Genomic DNA, 14,974 nt, shown 5'->3' with positions numbered 1-14,974 from the left:
GATCACGCCCGCGCCATGCCATCGTCTCTCATCCCCGCGCCTGTTCGCACGCCCGTACTGGATCACGAACTCCTCGTCCACCTGCTCGGTCGGATACCTGATCCGCGCCCACGGCGCGGTGTGCGGCATCCGGTGGGTGCCCTGATCGCGATGGCCGTGTGTGCCGTGGTGGCCGGAGCGCGGGGGTTCACCGCGATCGGGGAGTGGGCCCGTGATGCCGGCGGCGGTGCGCTTGCCCGGCTGGGACTTGAACGCGGCGGTGTGGACGAGTCGACGTTGCGGCGCCTGTTCGCCCGCCTCGACGCGGACCGGCTCGATGCGGTGCTGGGTTCCTGGGCGGCGACCAGGACCGCGGTGGTGGCGGGACGGCGGGTGATCGCCATCGACGGCAAGACCCTCCGGGGTGCACGCGGTGGCAACTCCTCGGCCCCGCACCTGGTCACCGCCCTCGCGCACGGATCAGGGGCGGTGCTCGGCCAGATCGCCGTGAGCGAGAAGAGCAACGAGATCCCGGCTGCCCGGGAGCTGCTCCAAAACCTCGACCTGGACGGCGTGGTCGTCACGATGGACGCGCCGCACACCCAGCACGACACCGCGGCCGTCGTGACCAGGGCCGGCGGTGACTACGTCATGACCGTGAAGGCCAGCCAGAAGTCGTTGTATGCGCACCTCAAAGCGCTTCCCTGGGTTTCGGTACCCGCCACCACCAGGACAGATCGCGGTCACGGACGCCGGGCCACCCGGACGGTCAAGGTCGTCGACGTACCGGCCTGGGTCGAGTTCTGCGGAGCCGCGCAGGTCGCACAACTGCGGCGCACCGTCACCCGCAAAGGCCGACGGACCGTCGAGATCGTCTACCTGATCACCAGCGCGGACGCCCGCACCGCGCCACCAGAAGTACTGGCCACCTGAGTGCAGTCGCACTGGGAGATCGAAAACCGCCTCCACTGGGTCCGTGACGTCACCTTCGACGAGGACCGCTCCCACGTCCGCACCGGCAACACACCCCGCGCCATGACCGGCCCGCGCAACACCGCCATCACCCTGCTCCGCCTGGACGAACACCACAACATCGCCGCCGCCCCACGACACCACGCCCACGACACCGACCACCCCACCAACCTGCCCCTGGCCGCATGATCAACGACTTTGCCGGGGCCCTGCCCCGTGACCCCCCTCAACGGCCCCGTGGAGGCCGGGATGCGCGCTCTGATCCTCCTGGCAGAGACCTTCCCCCACCGCCTGGACGTCGCCCAGCTCGTCTACCTGGACCACGCCATGCTCCACAGCGGCGACCTCGACCACGGCCCCGCCAGTCTCCACCCCGACCTCCCCGGCGAGCTCGGCCTGCGCCGACGCCTCATCGAACAGGGCCTCATGGTCCTGCTACGCGCCGGCCTCGCCGACATGACGACCACCGACCACGGCTTCATGTACGGGGCCACAGACGAGGCAGCGAGCTTCCTCAACGCCCTGGAGGCTCCCTATGTCGGGCAGCTCATCGAACGGGCTGACTGGCTCACCAGCACCTACATGCATGAAGGAACGGACGTCCGCGAGGGCATGAAGCAGATCACCCAGCGCTGGTCTGACCGTATCCACGTGAGCCCCGGCGACCTGGGAGAGGACGTCCTGTGATCAGACTGACGCTCGTCCACCTGACCTTCCTCGGCATGGACAAGCCTCCGGCCGCAGTGGAATTCAGTCCCGGCCTGACGGTCATCTACGGAGCCTCGGACAGGGGCAAGTCCTACGTCGAAGAGGCCGTGGACTACATGCTGGGCGCCAGCGAACTCAAGTCGATCCCGGAGGACGACGGCTACACCCGCATTCTCCTCGGCCTACGGGTGAGCGACGGTCGCAGCCTCACTCCGTCCCGCGCGATCGGCGGCGACACCATCGAGGTGTTCAACCACGATCTCCGAGAGATGCCATCGGAGCCAGCGGACGAGACTCTCAAGTTCAAGCACAACGCCAAGTCGAAGAAAAACATCTCCCGCTACCTGCTGACCGTCCTGGGAATCGACGGCCAGCGGATCCTCCAGAGCGGCCGCGGCAACGTGCTGCCGCTGAACTTTCGGGACCTCGCGCGCCTGGCCGTCGTCAACGACACACGCATGGCAGATCAGCACTCTCCGGTACTGGGCACCCGGAATCCCCTGAACGAAAGGCACTGGCCCTGGAACGACGTGATCACCGACACCCCGAACCGGCTCCAAGCCCTCCCGAACCCCGGCTGACCAGCGCTTCCCTGTCCCTGCGAGCAGCACAAGCCCACCGGAGCCGTGGAACCCGGTCGCACACCCGCCGCGACAGACGGGCACTCGCCCCGCAGCCCGCCTCGGGGCCGCTGGAACCGGCCCGGGAGGCGGGATTGGGGACGCACGCGCGTGGAACCCCTCACCCCGGGAAACGCCACGCCTGGAGCTGCCTCCGCCGTACGGACACCTCCGTTGCCGCGTTTTCGGTGTGTTGGTGCGTCCGAGGGGTGGTGCCGGGCGGAAGGTGGTGTGCTGGAGGTGGTGTGCGTGGTCGGTGCGCATGGTGGGATCAGGTGTCTGTTCGCAAGCGGTCCGGCGGAGGACCGTGCCGGCAGGGCCGGTGGCAACGCCGGCCCTGCCGGAGCACTGTGCACGGCGGGGTCCGGGCCGGTGGGCGCGGGCTGCGTGGACGGCGACGTGGCTGCGGCGGTCGAGGAGGTGCTGACCGACTGGCTCGCCGAGCGGGTACGCGAAGCGCGCCTGGTGGACGGGGAGTTCGGCGGCGAGGTCGCGGCCCGGCTGGCACGGTTCGTCAGCGGGGGCGGGAAGCGGCTGCGCGCCCGGTTCGCGTGGTGGGGCTGGCGTGCCGCCGGCGGCGCGGGGTGCGGGGAACAGGCCAGGGCGGCTCTGCGGTTGGCAGCCGCCCTCGAGGTGCTCCAGGGCATGGCCCTGATCCACGACGACGTCATGGACGGCTCGACGCTGCGCAGGGGAGCCCCGGCCGTGCACGTCGGCTTCGCCGCCCGGCACCACGCGGCCCGTATGTGCGGCAGCGCCGCCCGGTTCGGCGAGAGCGCCGCGGTACTGACCGGCGACCTTGCCCTGGCGTGGGCCGATGACCTTGTCGCCGACACCGAGCTGTCCGCCCCCGTCGCCCGGGAGGTCCGGGCGCTGTGGCGGGCGATGCGCCTGGAGATGGTCGCCGGCCAGTACCTGGACGTGCGCACACAGGCGGCGCGCGAGGTGCGGGCCGAACGGGCGCTGCGCGTCGCGTACCTCAAGAGCGCGGCGTACACGGTCGAACGGCCGCTGGGGCTGGGCGCGGCCCTGGCCGGCGCCCCACCCGCCATGCGCGACGACCTGGATTCGGCCGCGCGCTGCGCGGGCCTTGCCTTCCAGCTGCGGGACGACGTGCTGGGTGTGTTCGGCGATCTGGACCGGACGGGAAAACCGTCGGGTGACGACGTACGGGATGGGAAAGTGACGTATCTGGTGGCGGTGGCCGAGGAGTTGGCCCGGCAGACGCGCGACACGGCGGCCCTCGACGTGCTCTGCGGGTCCTCGGGGGACCGGGATCTGACGCCCGAGGGCCTGGAACGCTACCGGGAGGTGGTGACCGTGCTCGGCGCGCTGGACGCGGTGGAGTACAAGATCGGCACGCTGGTCGAGGAGAGCCTGCTCGCGCTGGAAAAGGCGGCGCCCGCCGCTCCTGCACACCGTGAGCTGTCCCGGCTGGTCCTGGCGGCGGCCGGCTCGGGCGGCCCGCTGGCGCCCGCGATGGGCGGTGGCCAGGCGTGAGGCGGGTGAGCGGACGCACCGACCACGTCGTAGTGATCGGTGCCGGACTGTCCGGCCTCGCGGCGGCGATGCACCTGCTCGGCTCCGGCCGGCAGGTCACCGTGATCGAGGCGCAGGACCGGCCGGGCGGGCGGATGGGCCGCCTCGACATGGCCGGCTACCAGGTCGACACCGGTCCGACCGTGCTGACCATGCCGCACCTCGCGGAGCAGGCCTTCGCGGCGGTCGGTGTGAGCCTCGCCGACCGGGTGGAGCTGCTGCCCCTCACCCCGGCCTACCGCGCGCGCTTCGCCGACGGCTCGCAGGTGGACGTGCACACCGACGGCGACGCGATGGAGGCGGAGGTCAGGCGCTTCGCCGGAGCGGAGGAGGCCGCCGGATACCGGCGGCTGCGCAGCTGGCTGGAGAAGCTCTACCGCGTCCAGATGGACCACTTCATCGACGCCAACTTCGACTCGCCGCTGGGTGTGCTGCACCCGGACCTGGCCCGCCTGGCCGCACTGGGCGGCTTCGGGCGCCTCGACGCCGCGATCGGCCGCTTCCTCAAGGACGAACGCCTGCGCCGGGTGTTCTCCTTCCAGGCCCTCTACGCCGGGGTGCCGCCCGAGCGGGCCCTCGCCGCCTACGCGGTCATCGCCTACATGGACACCGTCGCCGGGGTGTACTTCCCGCGTGGCGGCATGCACGCCCTCCCGCAGGCCATGGCGGACGCCGCCGCGCAGGCGGGTGCCGAGTTCCACTACGGCAGCACCGTCGAACGGCTCGAACAGCACGGCGGCCGGGTACGGGCCGTGGTGACCGCCGACGGGCGGCGCACGCCCTGTGACGCCGTGGTGCTCAGCTGCGACCTGCCCGTGGCCTACCGCCTGCTGGGCCGTACGCCACGCCGTCCCGTGGCGCTGCGGCACTCGCCGTCCGCGGTGATCCTGCACCTCGGCACCGACCGCACCTGGCCCCAACTCGCTCACCACACCATCTTTTTCGGCAAGGCGTGGCAGCAGACCTTCGCCGAGATCACCCGCCAGGGGAGGGTCATGAGCGATCCGTCGCTGCTCATCACCCGCCCCACCACCCACGACCCCTCGCTGGCGCCGCCCGACCGGCACCTGCACTACGTCCTCGCGCCCTGCCCCAACACCGACATCGGGCCCGGTGCGCACGCCTGGGGGAACCTCGGGCCCCGCTACCGCGACCAGCTCCTCGGCGTGCTCGAGGAGCGCGGACTTGACGGGCTCGGCTCGTCCGTCGAAGCGGAGACCCTGATCACCCCCGCCACCTGGGACGGGGACGGTCTGGCCGCCGGAACGCCGTTCTCCGCGGCCCACACCTTCTCCCAGACGGGACCGTTCCGCCCCCGCAACCTGGTGCGCGGCACTGAGAACGCCGTGCTGGCGGGCTGCGGCACCACACCCGGTGTCGGCGTACCCACCGTGCTGGTCTCGGGCAGGCTGGCCGCCGAACGCATCACCGGCGACCCTCGGACCGCCACCCGCCGGGTCCTTCGGGAGGCCGGCCGATGAGCGTGCGAGAACTCGACGCCGCCAGGATCGTCGAACCCGGCCTGCGTGCGGACTATCTGTTCTGCCGGGACCTCAACTCCCGCCACGGCAAGACGTACTTCCTCGCCACCCGCCTGCTGCCGCCCCGCCGCCGCCCCGCCGTGCACGCCCTGTACGGGTTCGCCCGCTGGGCGGACGACATCGTGGACACTCCGGCCGAGCAGCTCGCCTCCACCGCCCAGCCCGCCGAGCCCGACCGGTCCGGCCATTGCGCGCGTCCCGGCCGGGCCGACGGCTCCCCTCGTCCCCGCGCGGAGCAGCGCTCCGGCAGCACGCAGGGCGTCGCAGGTGGGCAGGGGCCCGCCGTCCGCCGGCCCGGCGGGGGTGCCGGTGGCGGCGCGGTACTCGGGCCGGTCGAGCGCCAGCGGGCCGAGGCGCTGCTCGCCCTGGAGCGGCAGCTGCTGCCCGGCCTGCGCACCGGCAGCAGCGACGAGCCGGTGATCCGCGCCCTCGCCGACACGGCCCGCACCTACGCCATCGACGAGTCCCACTTCACCGACTTCATGGCGTCCATGCGCATGGACCTGGAGGTCACCGACTACCCTGACTACGCCGCGCTCGAGCGGTACATGCACGGCTCGGCCGCCGTCATCGGCCTCCAGATGCTGCCCGTGCTGGGCACGGTCGTGCCGCGGGCCGAGGCCGAGCCGCATGCTGCGGCGCTGGGAGTGGCGTTCCAGCTGACCAACTTCCTCCGCGACGTCGGCGAAGACCTCGACAGGGGCCGCGTCTACCTGCCGGCCGACCTGCTGGCCGCCCACGGCGTGGACCGCGAACTGCTCTACTGGAGTCGTGCCACCGGCCGCCGGGACGCCCGTATCCACCGGGCGCTCCGGGAGACGGTCGCACTCACCCGTGGTGTCTACCGGAAGGCCGCACCCGGCATCGCCATGCTCGACCCGATCGCCCGTCCTTGCATCGAGACCGCGTTCCTGCTGTACGCGCAGATCCTCGACAGCGCGGCGGACGCCGACTACCCGGTGGTCCACCGCCGGGTGGCGGTGCCCGGCGCCCGCCGTGCGGCGATGGCGGTGCGCGGCGCCGCCCGGGTCACCGCCGCCCGGGCCCGCGGTCGTTATGCGGAGCACCGTGCCACCCCGCGAAGGAGGTCCGTATGACCACGCCGGCCCGCCGCCCGCAACGGCGGCTGCCGCTGCGCGCCCGCCGCCGCTCCCAGCGATGGGAGCGCCAGCAACCCACCTGGCGCCAGGCGCAGCCCGCGGTGATCGCGTCAGCGCTGAAGGCCGCCACCGCCCGGCCCTCCGGCAACTGGTACGTGCTCGCCTCCGCCGGTGAGATCCGCTCCGACCGCGCCTTCGGCCGTACCGTCGCGGGCCAGGAAGTGGTGGCGTGGCGCGATCCGGCCGGTGCGCTGCACGCCGGCCCTGGAGCCTGCCCGCACCTGGGAGCCCCGCTGCGGGACAGCCCGGTGCGCTGCGGCCAGGTGGTGTGCCACTGGCACGGACTGGCCCTCAACGGGGAGCCGTTCGCTGCTTGGCAGCCCTACCCGGTGCACGACGACGGGGTGCTGGCCTGGGTGCGGCTCGACGAGGCCGGCGGTGAGGAGCCGCTGCCGCGTCCGGTGCTGCCCGCCCGTCCGGCCTCCCGGGGCGTGGTGGTGTCCGCCGTGGTCGACGTGGAGGGTGTGTGCGAGCCGCAGGACGTTATGGCCAATCGCCTCGATCCGTGGCACGGCGCCTGGTTCCACCCCTACGCCTTCGTCGACCTGACCGTGGAGGACCCCGGCCCCAGCGGGGACGAGCACGGGTTCGCCGTGGACGTCTCGTTCAAGGTATCCCGGCGGCTCGTCGTGCCGGTGCGCGCGGTGTTCACCGCGCCCGAGCCCCGCACTGTCGTCATGCACATCACCGAGGGTGAGGGCCGGGGTTCCGCAGTGGAGACGCACGCCACACCGCTCGGGCCCGACGACCGGGGACGACCGCGCACGGCCGTCGTGGAGGCCGTCATCGCCACGTCCGAGCGCCGCGGCTTCCGGGCCGCCAGCCACTCCGCCGGTCTGCTCCGCCCGTTGATGCGCGCGGCCGCCGCGCGCCTCTGGCGCGACGACCTCGCCTACGCCGAGCGCCGCTGGCACCTGCGCAGCACCGGACGCTTCCCCGGATGACCGTCCACCCCGCGCACGCCGTTCACCCCGCGCCGGCCGCGCCTCCCTGTCCCTCCGCGCACCGGGAAGAGAGCGTGCACTCCTCACCCGTCGTTCACCGGGCGGACGCCGAGCAAGCTTGGGGCAGCCACCGCTCGGCACGCCGCTCCCCGCTGGGGAGGGCCGGTCCACCGGCTGCCGTCCGCCCGTCTGCCTGCTGCCCGTCTGCCCGCCCGGTGGCGGGCAGGGCAGGGTCGCGCGGGGGGCGCCGGTGACCGGGGTGGACATCGCCGTGGTCGGCGCGGGCGCTGCCGGTATCGCCCTGACCGACGCCCTGGTCAGCCGCGCCCCGGACGGCGCCGTGCCGTCCGTCATCCTGTTCGAGGCGCCCCCGGGCCCGCTGCGGCCCGGTGAGCGCACCTGGTGCTTCTGGGAGGACCCCCACGGCTGGGACGAGGCCGTCTGTGCCAGCTGGCCGCGCATCCAGGTCGCCCACCCCGACGGCAGCCGCACCGACGCGGACGTCTCACCGATGCGCTACCGGATGATCCGCTCGCGGGACTTCGAGGCAGCCGCGCACCGGCGGTGGGCCGGGCAACCGCGCGTACGCACCCTCTCCGGCACCGTCACCCGCGTGCAGGACGGGCCCGAGGGCGCCACCGTGCACTACCGCACGGCCGACGGCATCCCCCGACGGCTCGACGCCCGCTGGGTGTTCGACTCCCGCCCGCTACCCGCCCTGCCGCCCTCCCGCACCACGCTGCTCCAGCACTTCCGCGGCTGGTTCGTGCGCTTCCCCGAACCGGCCTTCGACCCCGGCGCGGCCGTCCTGATGGACCTGCGCATCCCGCAGCCGCGTCACGGCCTGTCCTTCGGCTACGTGCTGCCGCTCTCGACCCGGGAAGCCCTGGTCGAGTACACGGAGTTCTCCCGCCGCGTCCTGGACCGGGCCGGTTACGACAGCGCGCTGCGGCACTACACCGAGAACGTCCTGCGACTGAGCGCACCGGAGATCACCGCGACCGAGCAGGGCGTCATCCCGATGACCGACGCCGTCTTCCCCCGCCACGCCGGCCGCCGCGTGTTCCGCATCGGCGCCGCGGCCGGGGCCACCCGGCCGGCCACCGGCTACACCTTCGCCGCCGCGCTCCGGCAGGCCGCCGCCACCGCGGACGCCTACCACTCGGGGCGGACCCCGAAGCCGCCGGCCGCGCACCGCCCGTGGCCGCTGGCCATGGACGCGGTGCTGCTGCGCGCCCTGGACACCGGCCGGGTCGACGGTGCCGACTTCTTCAGCCGGCTCTTCTGCCGCAATCCCGCCCCCCGCCTGCTGCGCTTCCTCGGCGGTACCTCCGGCCTGACCGAGGACCTGCGGATCGGCACCACCACACCGGTGTGGCCGATGCTGCGCAGCACCGCCGAACTGCCGCTGCTCCGCCGCCGTCCCCCGTCAGGACCTTGACCTTGATGTTCCCTGACGACCACGCACCGCAGAACCACCTGATCTACCCCGACCACACCCCGGCCCCGACCCCTGGAGAACCTGTGCTGCTGCGCGACCGCGATCTGAGCTCGGCCTTCGACGACGGTGCGGCCTTCTACGACCGCTTCGTCTCGCTCAACCCCGGCTATCACAGCCAGTTGAGACGGTCGGCAGGGCGACTCCGACTGCCCGGCGACGGCCGCGGTCTGCACCTCCTCGACCTCGGGTGCGGCACCGGCGCGTCCACTGCCGCGCTGCTGCGCCACGCCCCGCACGCCCGCGTCACCGCAGTGGACGCCTCCGCGGGCATGCTGCGGCAGGCCCGTGCCAAGAAGTGGCCCGGCCGCGTCGAGTTCGTGCACGCCACCGCCGAGGACCTGCCGCCCGAGGTCACCGGCACCGCCTACGACGCGGTGTTCGCCGCCTACCTGTTCCGCAACGTGCCGGACCCCGACGCGGTACTCGCCACCGCCCGGGGCCTGCTCGCCCCCGGCGGCCGACTCGCCGTGCACGAGTACACGCTCACCGGCGCCCGAGCCCACCGCGCGCTGTGGGACGGCGTGTGCTGGGGCGGCGTCATCCCCCTCGGCGCGCTGCGCGGTGACGGCCCGCTCTACCGTCACCTGTGGCGCAGCGTCGTCGACTTCGACACCGCGACCGCGTTCCGTGAGCGGGTGAGGTCCGCGGGCTTCGAGCACGTCCGGGTGCTGCCGGCCACTGGCTGGCAGTGGGGCGTGGTGCACACCGTGCTCGGCGCCGCCCCGGCGGCCACCCAAGCAGAGGCCACCCAAGCAGAGGCCGCCACTGCGGAATCCGAGGCCACTATGCCCGGCACGCCCACCACGCCCGTGTCCGCCACCGAGGAGCGCTCATGACCGCCCCGCACCGCCCGGCCGCCGCCCGCAGAGGCCGGGACCGCCGTGCGGTCACCGTGGCCCCCGCGCCCGGCACCGCGCGGGCGGGCACGCCCGCACCGCGGGCCGCCGTGGTGGGCGGGGGCATCGCCGGCATCGCGGCGGCGACGGCACTGGCCGAACGCGGCGTGCACGTGACCCTCTACGAACGGGAAGCGCAGCTCGGCGGGCGCCTGGCCGGCTGGCAGGTGGACCTCGCCGACGGCTCGACGCCCACCATGAGCCGCGGCTTCCACGCCTTCTTCCGGCAGTACTACAACCTCCGGGGGCTGCTGCGCCGGGTGGACGGGCCGCTGCACACGCTGCGCGGCCTGTCGGACTACCCGCTGGTCCACCGCGACGGCCTGCGGGACAGCTTCCGCCACGTGCCGCGCACCCCACCGTGGAACGCCGTGGCGTTCACTGCGCTCAGCCCGTCGTTCCGCTCGCGGGACCTGCTGCGCATGTCGCCCCGGGCCGCCCTGCCCCTGCTCGACGTGCGGGTGCCCGACGTCTACGGGCAGCTCGACGGCGTCAGCGCCTGGGACTACCTCAACTCCCTCGCCTTCCCGCCCAGCGCCCGCCACCTGGCCTTCGAGGTGTTCTCCCGCAGCTTCTTCGCCGATCCCAGGGAACTGTCCGCCGCCGAGCTGGTGCTGATGTTCCACATCTACTTCCTCGGGTCCAGCGAGGGGCTGCTCTTCGACGTCCCCGACGAGCCTTACCCGCACGCGCTCTGGGACCCGCTGGCCCGCTACCTGAAGGGGCACGCCGCGCACATCCGCACGGCCACCCCGGTGCGGTCCGTCCGCCCCCGCCCCGACGGCGGCTTCACCGTGCACCCGGACACGGGGACAGACGAGCGGCCGGGGCCGGGAGAGGACGCGGACGCCGTCGTCCTGGCGCTGGACACCGCCGGGCTGCGCGCGCTCGTGGGACGGTCGCCGGGTCTCGGCGACCGCCCCTGGCGCGACCGCGTCTCCCGGCTGCGCACCGCTCCGCCGTTCCTGGTCTCGCGGCTCTGGCTTGACCGGCCGGTGCGCGGCGACCGGCCCGGCTTCCTGGGCACCGGTGGCTTCGACTCCCTGGACAACATCAGCGTCCTGGAGCGCTGGGAGGGCGAAGCGGCCCGCTGGGCGGGCGCGCACGGCGGGTCCGTCGTCGAACTGCACGCCTACGCACTCAACAACACCGACCGTCCCGCGGCCCAGGAACAGTTGCTCGCCCAGCTGCACGCGGTGTACCCGGAGACCCGCGACGCCAAGGTCGTCGACGCCCGGCACGAGTGGCGCGAGGACTGCCCGCTGTTCCCCGTCGGCGGGTCCTGCGACCGTCCCACCGTGCGCACCTCGCACCCCCACCTGGCGGTGGCCGGCGACCTGGTCCGCCCGGACCTGCCGGTGGCCTTGATGGAACGGGCGGCGACCACCGGGTTCCAGGCCGCGAACGCTCTGCTGGAGACGTGGGGGGTGCGGGGGCAGGCCCTGTGGACGGTGCCGCAGGCCGGCCGTTCGGCTCCCCTGCGGCTGCTGTCCCGACTCGGCGACCGTCCCGCACCCGCGCCGGGCTGACGCCTGCCATCCCAACCCGCCACCCACCCCGCACCGCCCCGGGCCGGGCCGGGCCGCACCCGCACCGCCCCGGGCCGGGCCCGTCCTACACGGCAAGGGCCGCCGACCCGCCCAGCCGCCCCCGGCGACACGCCAGACAGCCGTGACAGCCCCACGCGCTGTCACGGTAGCGGCAGCCCGTGCGCCCCAGCCCTGTCCCGGCGAGTTACTCGTAAGCCACCCGCATCCCGCACTCACGGTCGGACAGGCCCTGCCCGACCCGCAGCCTGCGGTAGCGCCCGGCCTCGGATACCACCTGCCGTACGACCTCGGTGAGCGCCCGGGCGGAGGGCATACCGGACCCACGAACCTGGATGGAGAACAGCTGCTGCACCTCGGACCGCGGCAGCCAGCACGTGCTGTCCCCGTCCCGTATCGGCACCGCGACCGTGTCCGTACACGGACCGGTTTTCCTACCCCGTGCCGGCACGACGAAGAGTGAGCCGGCCGCCTGGGCGAGGACGTCATGAACAACACGCGGTCACCGTCCACGCCGGACCATCCGCTACACACACCACGAAGCACCGGACCGACACACTCACGGATCAGCTTGCGGAACTGGTCCACGTCCACAGCAGCCAGGCCAACACCCACCACACAGACCACGCCGTCGTGTTCTGAACAGATGGCGAGTGGTCGACGGTTACGAGCGGGCCTTCGCCGTGAACGCCATGTCCACCCACCAGCTCCTGCGGCAACTCCTCCCCCATCTCCCGCCACCGGCCCGCATCGTCGTCACGGTCAGCGACGCCCACTTCGGCGACCTCCGACACACCGGAGGAACCATGCCCTCGCCCCGGTGAGCCGTCCCGGGCATCTCCCGACCAGGATCGTTCAATCACTTCGGGAACGTCCGAGCCGGCCGCCGTGCCTACGTCACCAGCGAACTCGGCGGCATATACCTGGCCCACGAGTGGTCCCGCCGCCTGCCCGAAGGCGTCGACCGCATCGCCTACAACCCCGGCCTCGCCATCGGAGCCGGACTCGCCCGAGAAGCCGGCGGGGCGTTCCCCTTCCTGTTCCTGATGCGGGGGTCGTCCCGATACTGACGGCCACACCCCTGATGGACGCCCCCGCCTCCACGGGCAAGGAAGCTCGCCGACGGCAGCACAGAGCCGAACCTCGGACACCCGGAACGGGCAGACGATGGCCGCCGGGGCGCGGACGACGACAGACGGGGACACAGCCCGGAGGCACAGGAACCAACGGGACACGGTCAGAAGAAGTCGTAGAGAGAGCCGGTGGCCCGGCTTCGGCATTCTTCCCGCGGCCCCCGCGTTTACTGCAGGCATTCCACCCGCCGTTGTCCCGGCAGACCCACCAGACGGCACGAACCGTCCGGAGAGCCGTCTGAGCAGCCCGTGCCCGCTGAGCTTCTCCTGCGTTGTGCAGGCATGAAGGCGACGTGGCCGGGCGGGTTGATCATCATGGCGATGCTGTTTGGGTGTGTCTCGGCGCCGCAGCAGACGCACCACTCGGCACACCCCTCACCTGCCACCTCCCGCGCGGCGGCCTGGCCCCCGGCACGGGGACAAGCCGAGGAAGCGCTCAGCTCCCCCTCGGCCCACGATCCGCGCGCCACACCGCGCACTCCCGCACCTGCCACCTCGGGTCCGGTAGCTGCGGGTGGCGGCACACACCCCGCGCGTCGGCCGGCTCCGCAGAGGTCGACCGCGAGGACTCCCCGGCCGGTGAGTCCGTCGGCCCCGCTCCGGCGCGTGCCGCTTCCCGGTGTGCCGCGTCCCCGGGACCTGCACCCGCAGGTGCCCCGGCCTGCGGCACCGGGCGCTCCCGGGCTGGCGTGCAACCTCGGCCGCGGCCACCTCGACGCGACATCGATGCGCCTCTGCCGCTCCACGATGGGTTGAACTCAGGTCATCCGGTCACCAGTGCGGATAGCCGGGCGCGCCGCACGAGGTTGCGGGAGGAGTCGGCTTTCGCGCGACGCGCGGGGCGTCGCCCTTCCCAAGAGGGGAGAGGGCACCTCCGTGTTGTCCGACGGGCTGACGTGGGTCATCGCCGTGAACCAGGCAACAGCCCGGGAATGCGCGGTACTCCGGTCGTCGCGGACGAGCTCAGCCTCGGTCTCCACGTCTCCCGGGGGCGCAGTCGTCGTCCTGCCCGGCGGAGCCGCAGCGATGGGACGTGCAACGGCCTGGCCCGCAGTATCACAAGCCTCCGACCCCGGTGGGTCGGTGAGGTCCGGGGAGTTGCCCAGAGGGAGGAGCGGTTGCGCCTGTAGGGGGTTCCGACTGCGTTGCGGAGATGGCCGCCTGTGGCGTCGACGGTCGCCGACAGCAACTGGTCGCCCTTGCGTGCTGCCAGGCGGCAGTGGACCCGCCGGCGGCCCTGGTGGCGTTCGGACCTCTTCCAGGCCGCTTCCTCGTTGATGGACGTCTCGGTGCTGTTCAGCCCGGGTTGCCGTCACCTGTTCGATGTCGTCCGAGTCCGGTCGAGGTCGGGAAGGTGGCTTTCGGAGGAGACGGGGCCGGCCGGGAGCAGTGGCGGTGCGGCTGTCACTGTCCGGCTGCGAGGACCGCGGCAACGGCGGCCTCGGCGTGCAGGCGGGTGGTGGCGAAGACTGGAACCGGACTGTGCTCCGGGCCGATGAGGAGCTCGATCTCGGTGCAGCCGAGGATGATGCCCTCCGCGCCGGAGGCCACGAGTCGGCGGATCACCTCGCCGTAGGCCGCTCGGGACTCCTCCCGGACGATGCCGAGGCACAGCTCTGTGTAGATCACCTCGTGGACGACGGCCCGGTCGTCCGCGTCAGGGACCAGGACCTCCAGACCGTGCCCGGCCACGCGGTCGCGGTAGAAGTCCTGCTCCATGGTGAACGCCGTGCCCAGCAGCCCCACTGAGCAGTGTGCATCGTGAAGTTGCGGGTCACCGGGGTGGTGTGCGCGGGCTTTGCGGTGCTCACGCTGGTCGTGGGCGGGTGTCCACGGTGAAGATCGTCTGACGTGTCGGACGGGGTCGTTCTTGGGTTCTGCTGCGCTCGCCGTCCTGCTGCTCCTACGATCCGTGACCGGATCGGTACGCCGGGAGAGTGCGGGGTGGTTGCGGGCATGCAGGAGCTGGAGCGGATCACAGCTCGCCGGAGTGAACTGGACACGCTCACCGAGGAGCTGGCCAAGCGGCTGGAGGAGGTCCAGTCCGAGCGGGAGGAACTGGTGATCGCCGAGCGGGTCCTGTACCGGCTGGCCGAGCAGGACCGGTCCGTGAAGGAGGCCGCCGAGGCCGTCACTCCTGCTCCTGCTCAGGTGGCGGGGCGGGCGGTGCTGCTGATCCCGCACCGCAGCGACACCAACGACGAGGCCGCGCTGCCCGGGGACTACCGCAAGATCCTGGCGATCGTTCGTGCCGCTGACGGACCGGTGCAGGTCAGGGCGGTGGGTGTGGAGCTGGGCTTGGAGGTGGCGGCACGCGGGAAGCTGGAACCGCTGCGGGCGAAGCCGACCAAACTCGCCGACCGTGGCTGGCTGCACAAACGACCCGACGGCAAGTTCACCGCACGCTTGTAGCCGAGCGCGAGTTGGGCACTGC

14 protein-coding genes and 1 pseudogene are annotated in these 14,974 nt (G+C 72.8%); 13 read left to right on the top strand and 2 right to left on the bottom strand.

What is annotated here, in order from left to right:
- Positions 1 to 15: 15 nt before the first annotated feature.
- From H300_RS25470 to H300_RS0107175, 11 genes are all read left to right on the top strand, one after another.
- The gene (locus H300_RS25470) at positions 16 to 912 is read left to right on the top strand and encodes an ISAs1 family transposase (protein WP_486583607.1); all 897 of its coding nucleotides are present in this window, start codon (positions 16 to 18) and stop codon (positions 910 to 912) included.
- A complete protein-coding gene (locus H300_RS32220; protein ID WP_486583606.1) occupies positions 913 to 1,140 on the top strand; it encodes a hypothetical protein in 228 nt (75 codons plus the stop codon). It begins immediately after the preceding gene.
- 27 nt (positions 1,141 to 1,167) lie between these two features.
- Positions 1,168 to 1,638, top strand: coding sequence for an ABC-three component system middle component 2 (locus H300_RS25465; protein ID WP_028426902.1), 471 nt, complete (start codon positions 1,168 to 1,170; stop codon positions 1,636 to 1,638).
- Positions 1,635 to 2,240, top strand: coding sequence for a hypothetical protein (locus tag H300_RS0107210; protein ID WP_028426901.1), 606 nt, complete (start codon positions 1,635 to 1,637; stop codon positions 2,238 to 2,240). Before H300_RS25465 ends, H300_RS0107210 begins: the two co-directional genes overlap by 4 nt.
- 438 nt (positions 2,241 to 2,678) lie before the next feature.
- Positions 2,679 to 3,779, top strand: coding sequence for a polyprenyl synthetase family protein (locus tag H300_RS25460; protein ID WP_486583605.1), 1,101 nt, complete (start codon positions 2,679 to 2,681; stop codon positions 3,777 to 3,779).
- Positions 3,776 to 5,299: a phytoene desaturase gene (locus H300_RS0107200; protein ID WP_028426900.1), complete on the top strand. Its 1,524-nt coding sequence runs from the start codon at positions 3,776 to 3,778 to the stop codon at positions 5,297 to 5,299. Before H300_RS25460 ends, H300_RS0107200 begins: the two co-directional genes overlap by 4 nt.
- Entirely contained in the window at positions 5,296 to 6,456 is a 1,161-nt protein-coding gene (locus H300_RS25455) for a phytoene/squalene synthase family protein (protein ID WP_051269669.1), read from the top strand. The genes H300_RS0107200 and H300_RS25455 overlap by 4 nt, the downstream gene beginning before the upstream one ends.
- Positions 6,453 to 7,463: a Rieske (2Fe-2S) protein gene (locus H300_RS0107190; protein ID WP_028426899.1), complete on the top strand. Its 1,011-nt coding sequence runs from the start codon at positions 6,453 to 6,455 to the stop codon at positions 7,461 to 7,463. Before H300_RS25455 ends, H300_RS0107190 begins: the two co-directional genes overlap by 4 nt.
- 250 nt (positions 7,464 to 7,713) lie before the next feature.
- Positions 7,714 to 8,904: a lycopene cyclase family protein gene (locus tag H300_RS0107185; protein ID WP_028426898.1), complete on the top strand. Its 1,191-nt coding sequence runs from the start codon at positions 7,714 to 7,716 to the stop codon at positions 8,902 to 8,904.
- 5 nt (positions 8,905 to 8,909) lie between these two features.
- Positions 8,910 to 9,800: a class I SAM-dependent methyltransferase gene (locus tag H300_RS25450; protein WP_078515781.1), complete on the top strand. Its 891-nt coding sequence runs from the start codon at positions 8,910 to 8,912 to the stop codon at positions 9,798 to 9,800.
- Entirely contained in the window at positions 9,797 to 11,389 is a 1,593-nt protein-coding gene (locus H300_RS0107175; protein ID WP_028426897.1) for an FAD-dependent oxidoreductase, read from the top strand. The genes H300_RS25450 and H300_RS0107175 overlap by 4 nt, the downstream gene beginning before the upstream one ends.
- A gap of 205 nt (positions 11,390 to 11,594) precedes the next feature.
- Here the strand turns inward: H300_RS0107175 and H300_RS0107170 are convergent, their stop codons facing one another.
- The gene (locus tag H300_RS0107170) at positions 11,595 to 11,810 is read right to left on the bottom strand and encodes a hypothetical protein (RefSeq protein ID WP_028426896.1); all 216 of its coding nucleotides are present in this window, start codon (positions 11,808 to 11,810) and stop codon (positions 11,595 to 11,597) included.
- Between the two features lie 250 nt (positions 11,811 to 12,060).
- Between H300_RS0107170 and H300_RS31420 the strand changes: the two genes are divergently transcribed.
- On the top strand, positions 12,061 to 12,231 hold the full coding sequence (locus H300_RS31420; protein ID WP_158678333.1) for a Rossmann-fold NAD(P)-binding domain-containing protein: 171 nt from the start codon (positions 12,061 to 12,063) through the stop codon (positions 12,229 to 12,231).
- A 1,713-nt stretch (positions 12,232 to 13,944) separates the two neighbouring features.
- On the opposite strand, the pseudogene H300_RS25440 reads toward H300_RS31420, so the two are convergent.
- A pseudogene (locus H300_RS25440) lies at positions 13,945 to 14,286 on the bottom strand (aspartate/glutamate racemase family protein); the annotation flags it as partial.
- 210 nt (positions 14,287 to 14,496) lie between these two features.
- Between H300_RS25440 and H300_RS31775 the strand changes: the two are divergent.
- A complete protein-coding gene (locus H300_RS31775) occupies positions 14,497 to 14,952 on the top strand; it encodes a hypothetical protein (protein ID WP_028426895.1) in 456 nt (151 codons plus the stop codon).
- Positions 14,953 to 14,974 lie beyond the last annotated feature (22 nt).

The sequence above is a fragment of the Streptomyces sp. TAA040 genome, from assembly GCF_000424845.1.
This window is presented reverse-complemented; position numbering and strand designations above follow the sequence as displayed.

Coding starts and splice junctions, on each gene's coding strand:
- H300_RS25470 (WP_486583607.1), top strand. CDS start 16: ATGCCATCGTCTCTCATCCCCGCGCCTGTTCGCACGCCCGTACTGGAT.
- H300_RS25455 (WP_051269669.1), top strand. CDS start 5,296: ATGAGCGTGCGAGAACTCGACGCCGCCAGGATCGTCGAACCCGGCCTG.
- H300_RS0107190 (WP_028426899.1), top strand. CDS start 6,453: ATGACCACGCCGGCCCGCCGCCCGCAACGGCGGCTGCCGCTGCGCGCC.
- H300_RS25450 (WP_078515781.1), top strand. CDS start 8,910: ATGTTCCCTGACGACCACGCACCGCAGAACCACCTGATCTACCCCGAC.
- H300_RS0107175 (WP_028426897.1), top strand. CDS start 9,797: ATGACCGCCCCGCACCGCCCGGCCGCCGCCCGCAGAGGCCGGGACCGC.
- H300_RS31775 (WP_028426895.1), top strand. CDS start 14,497: ATGCAGGAGCTGGAGCGGATCACAGCTCGCCGGAGTGAACTGGACACG.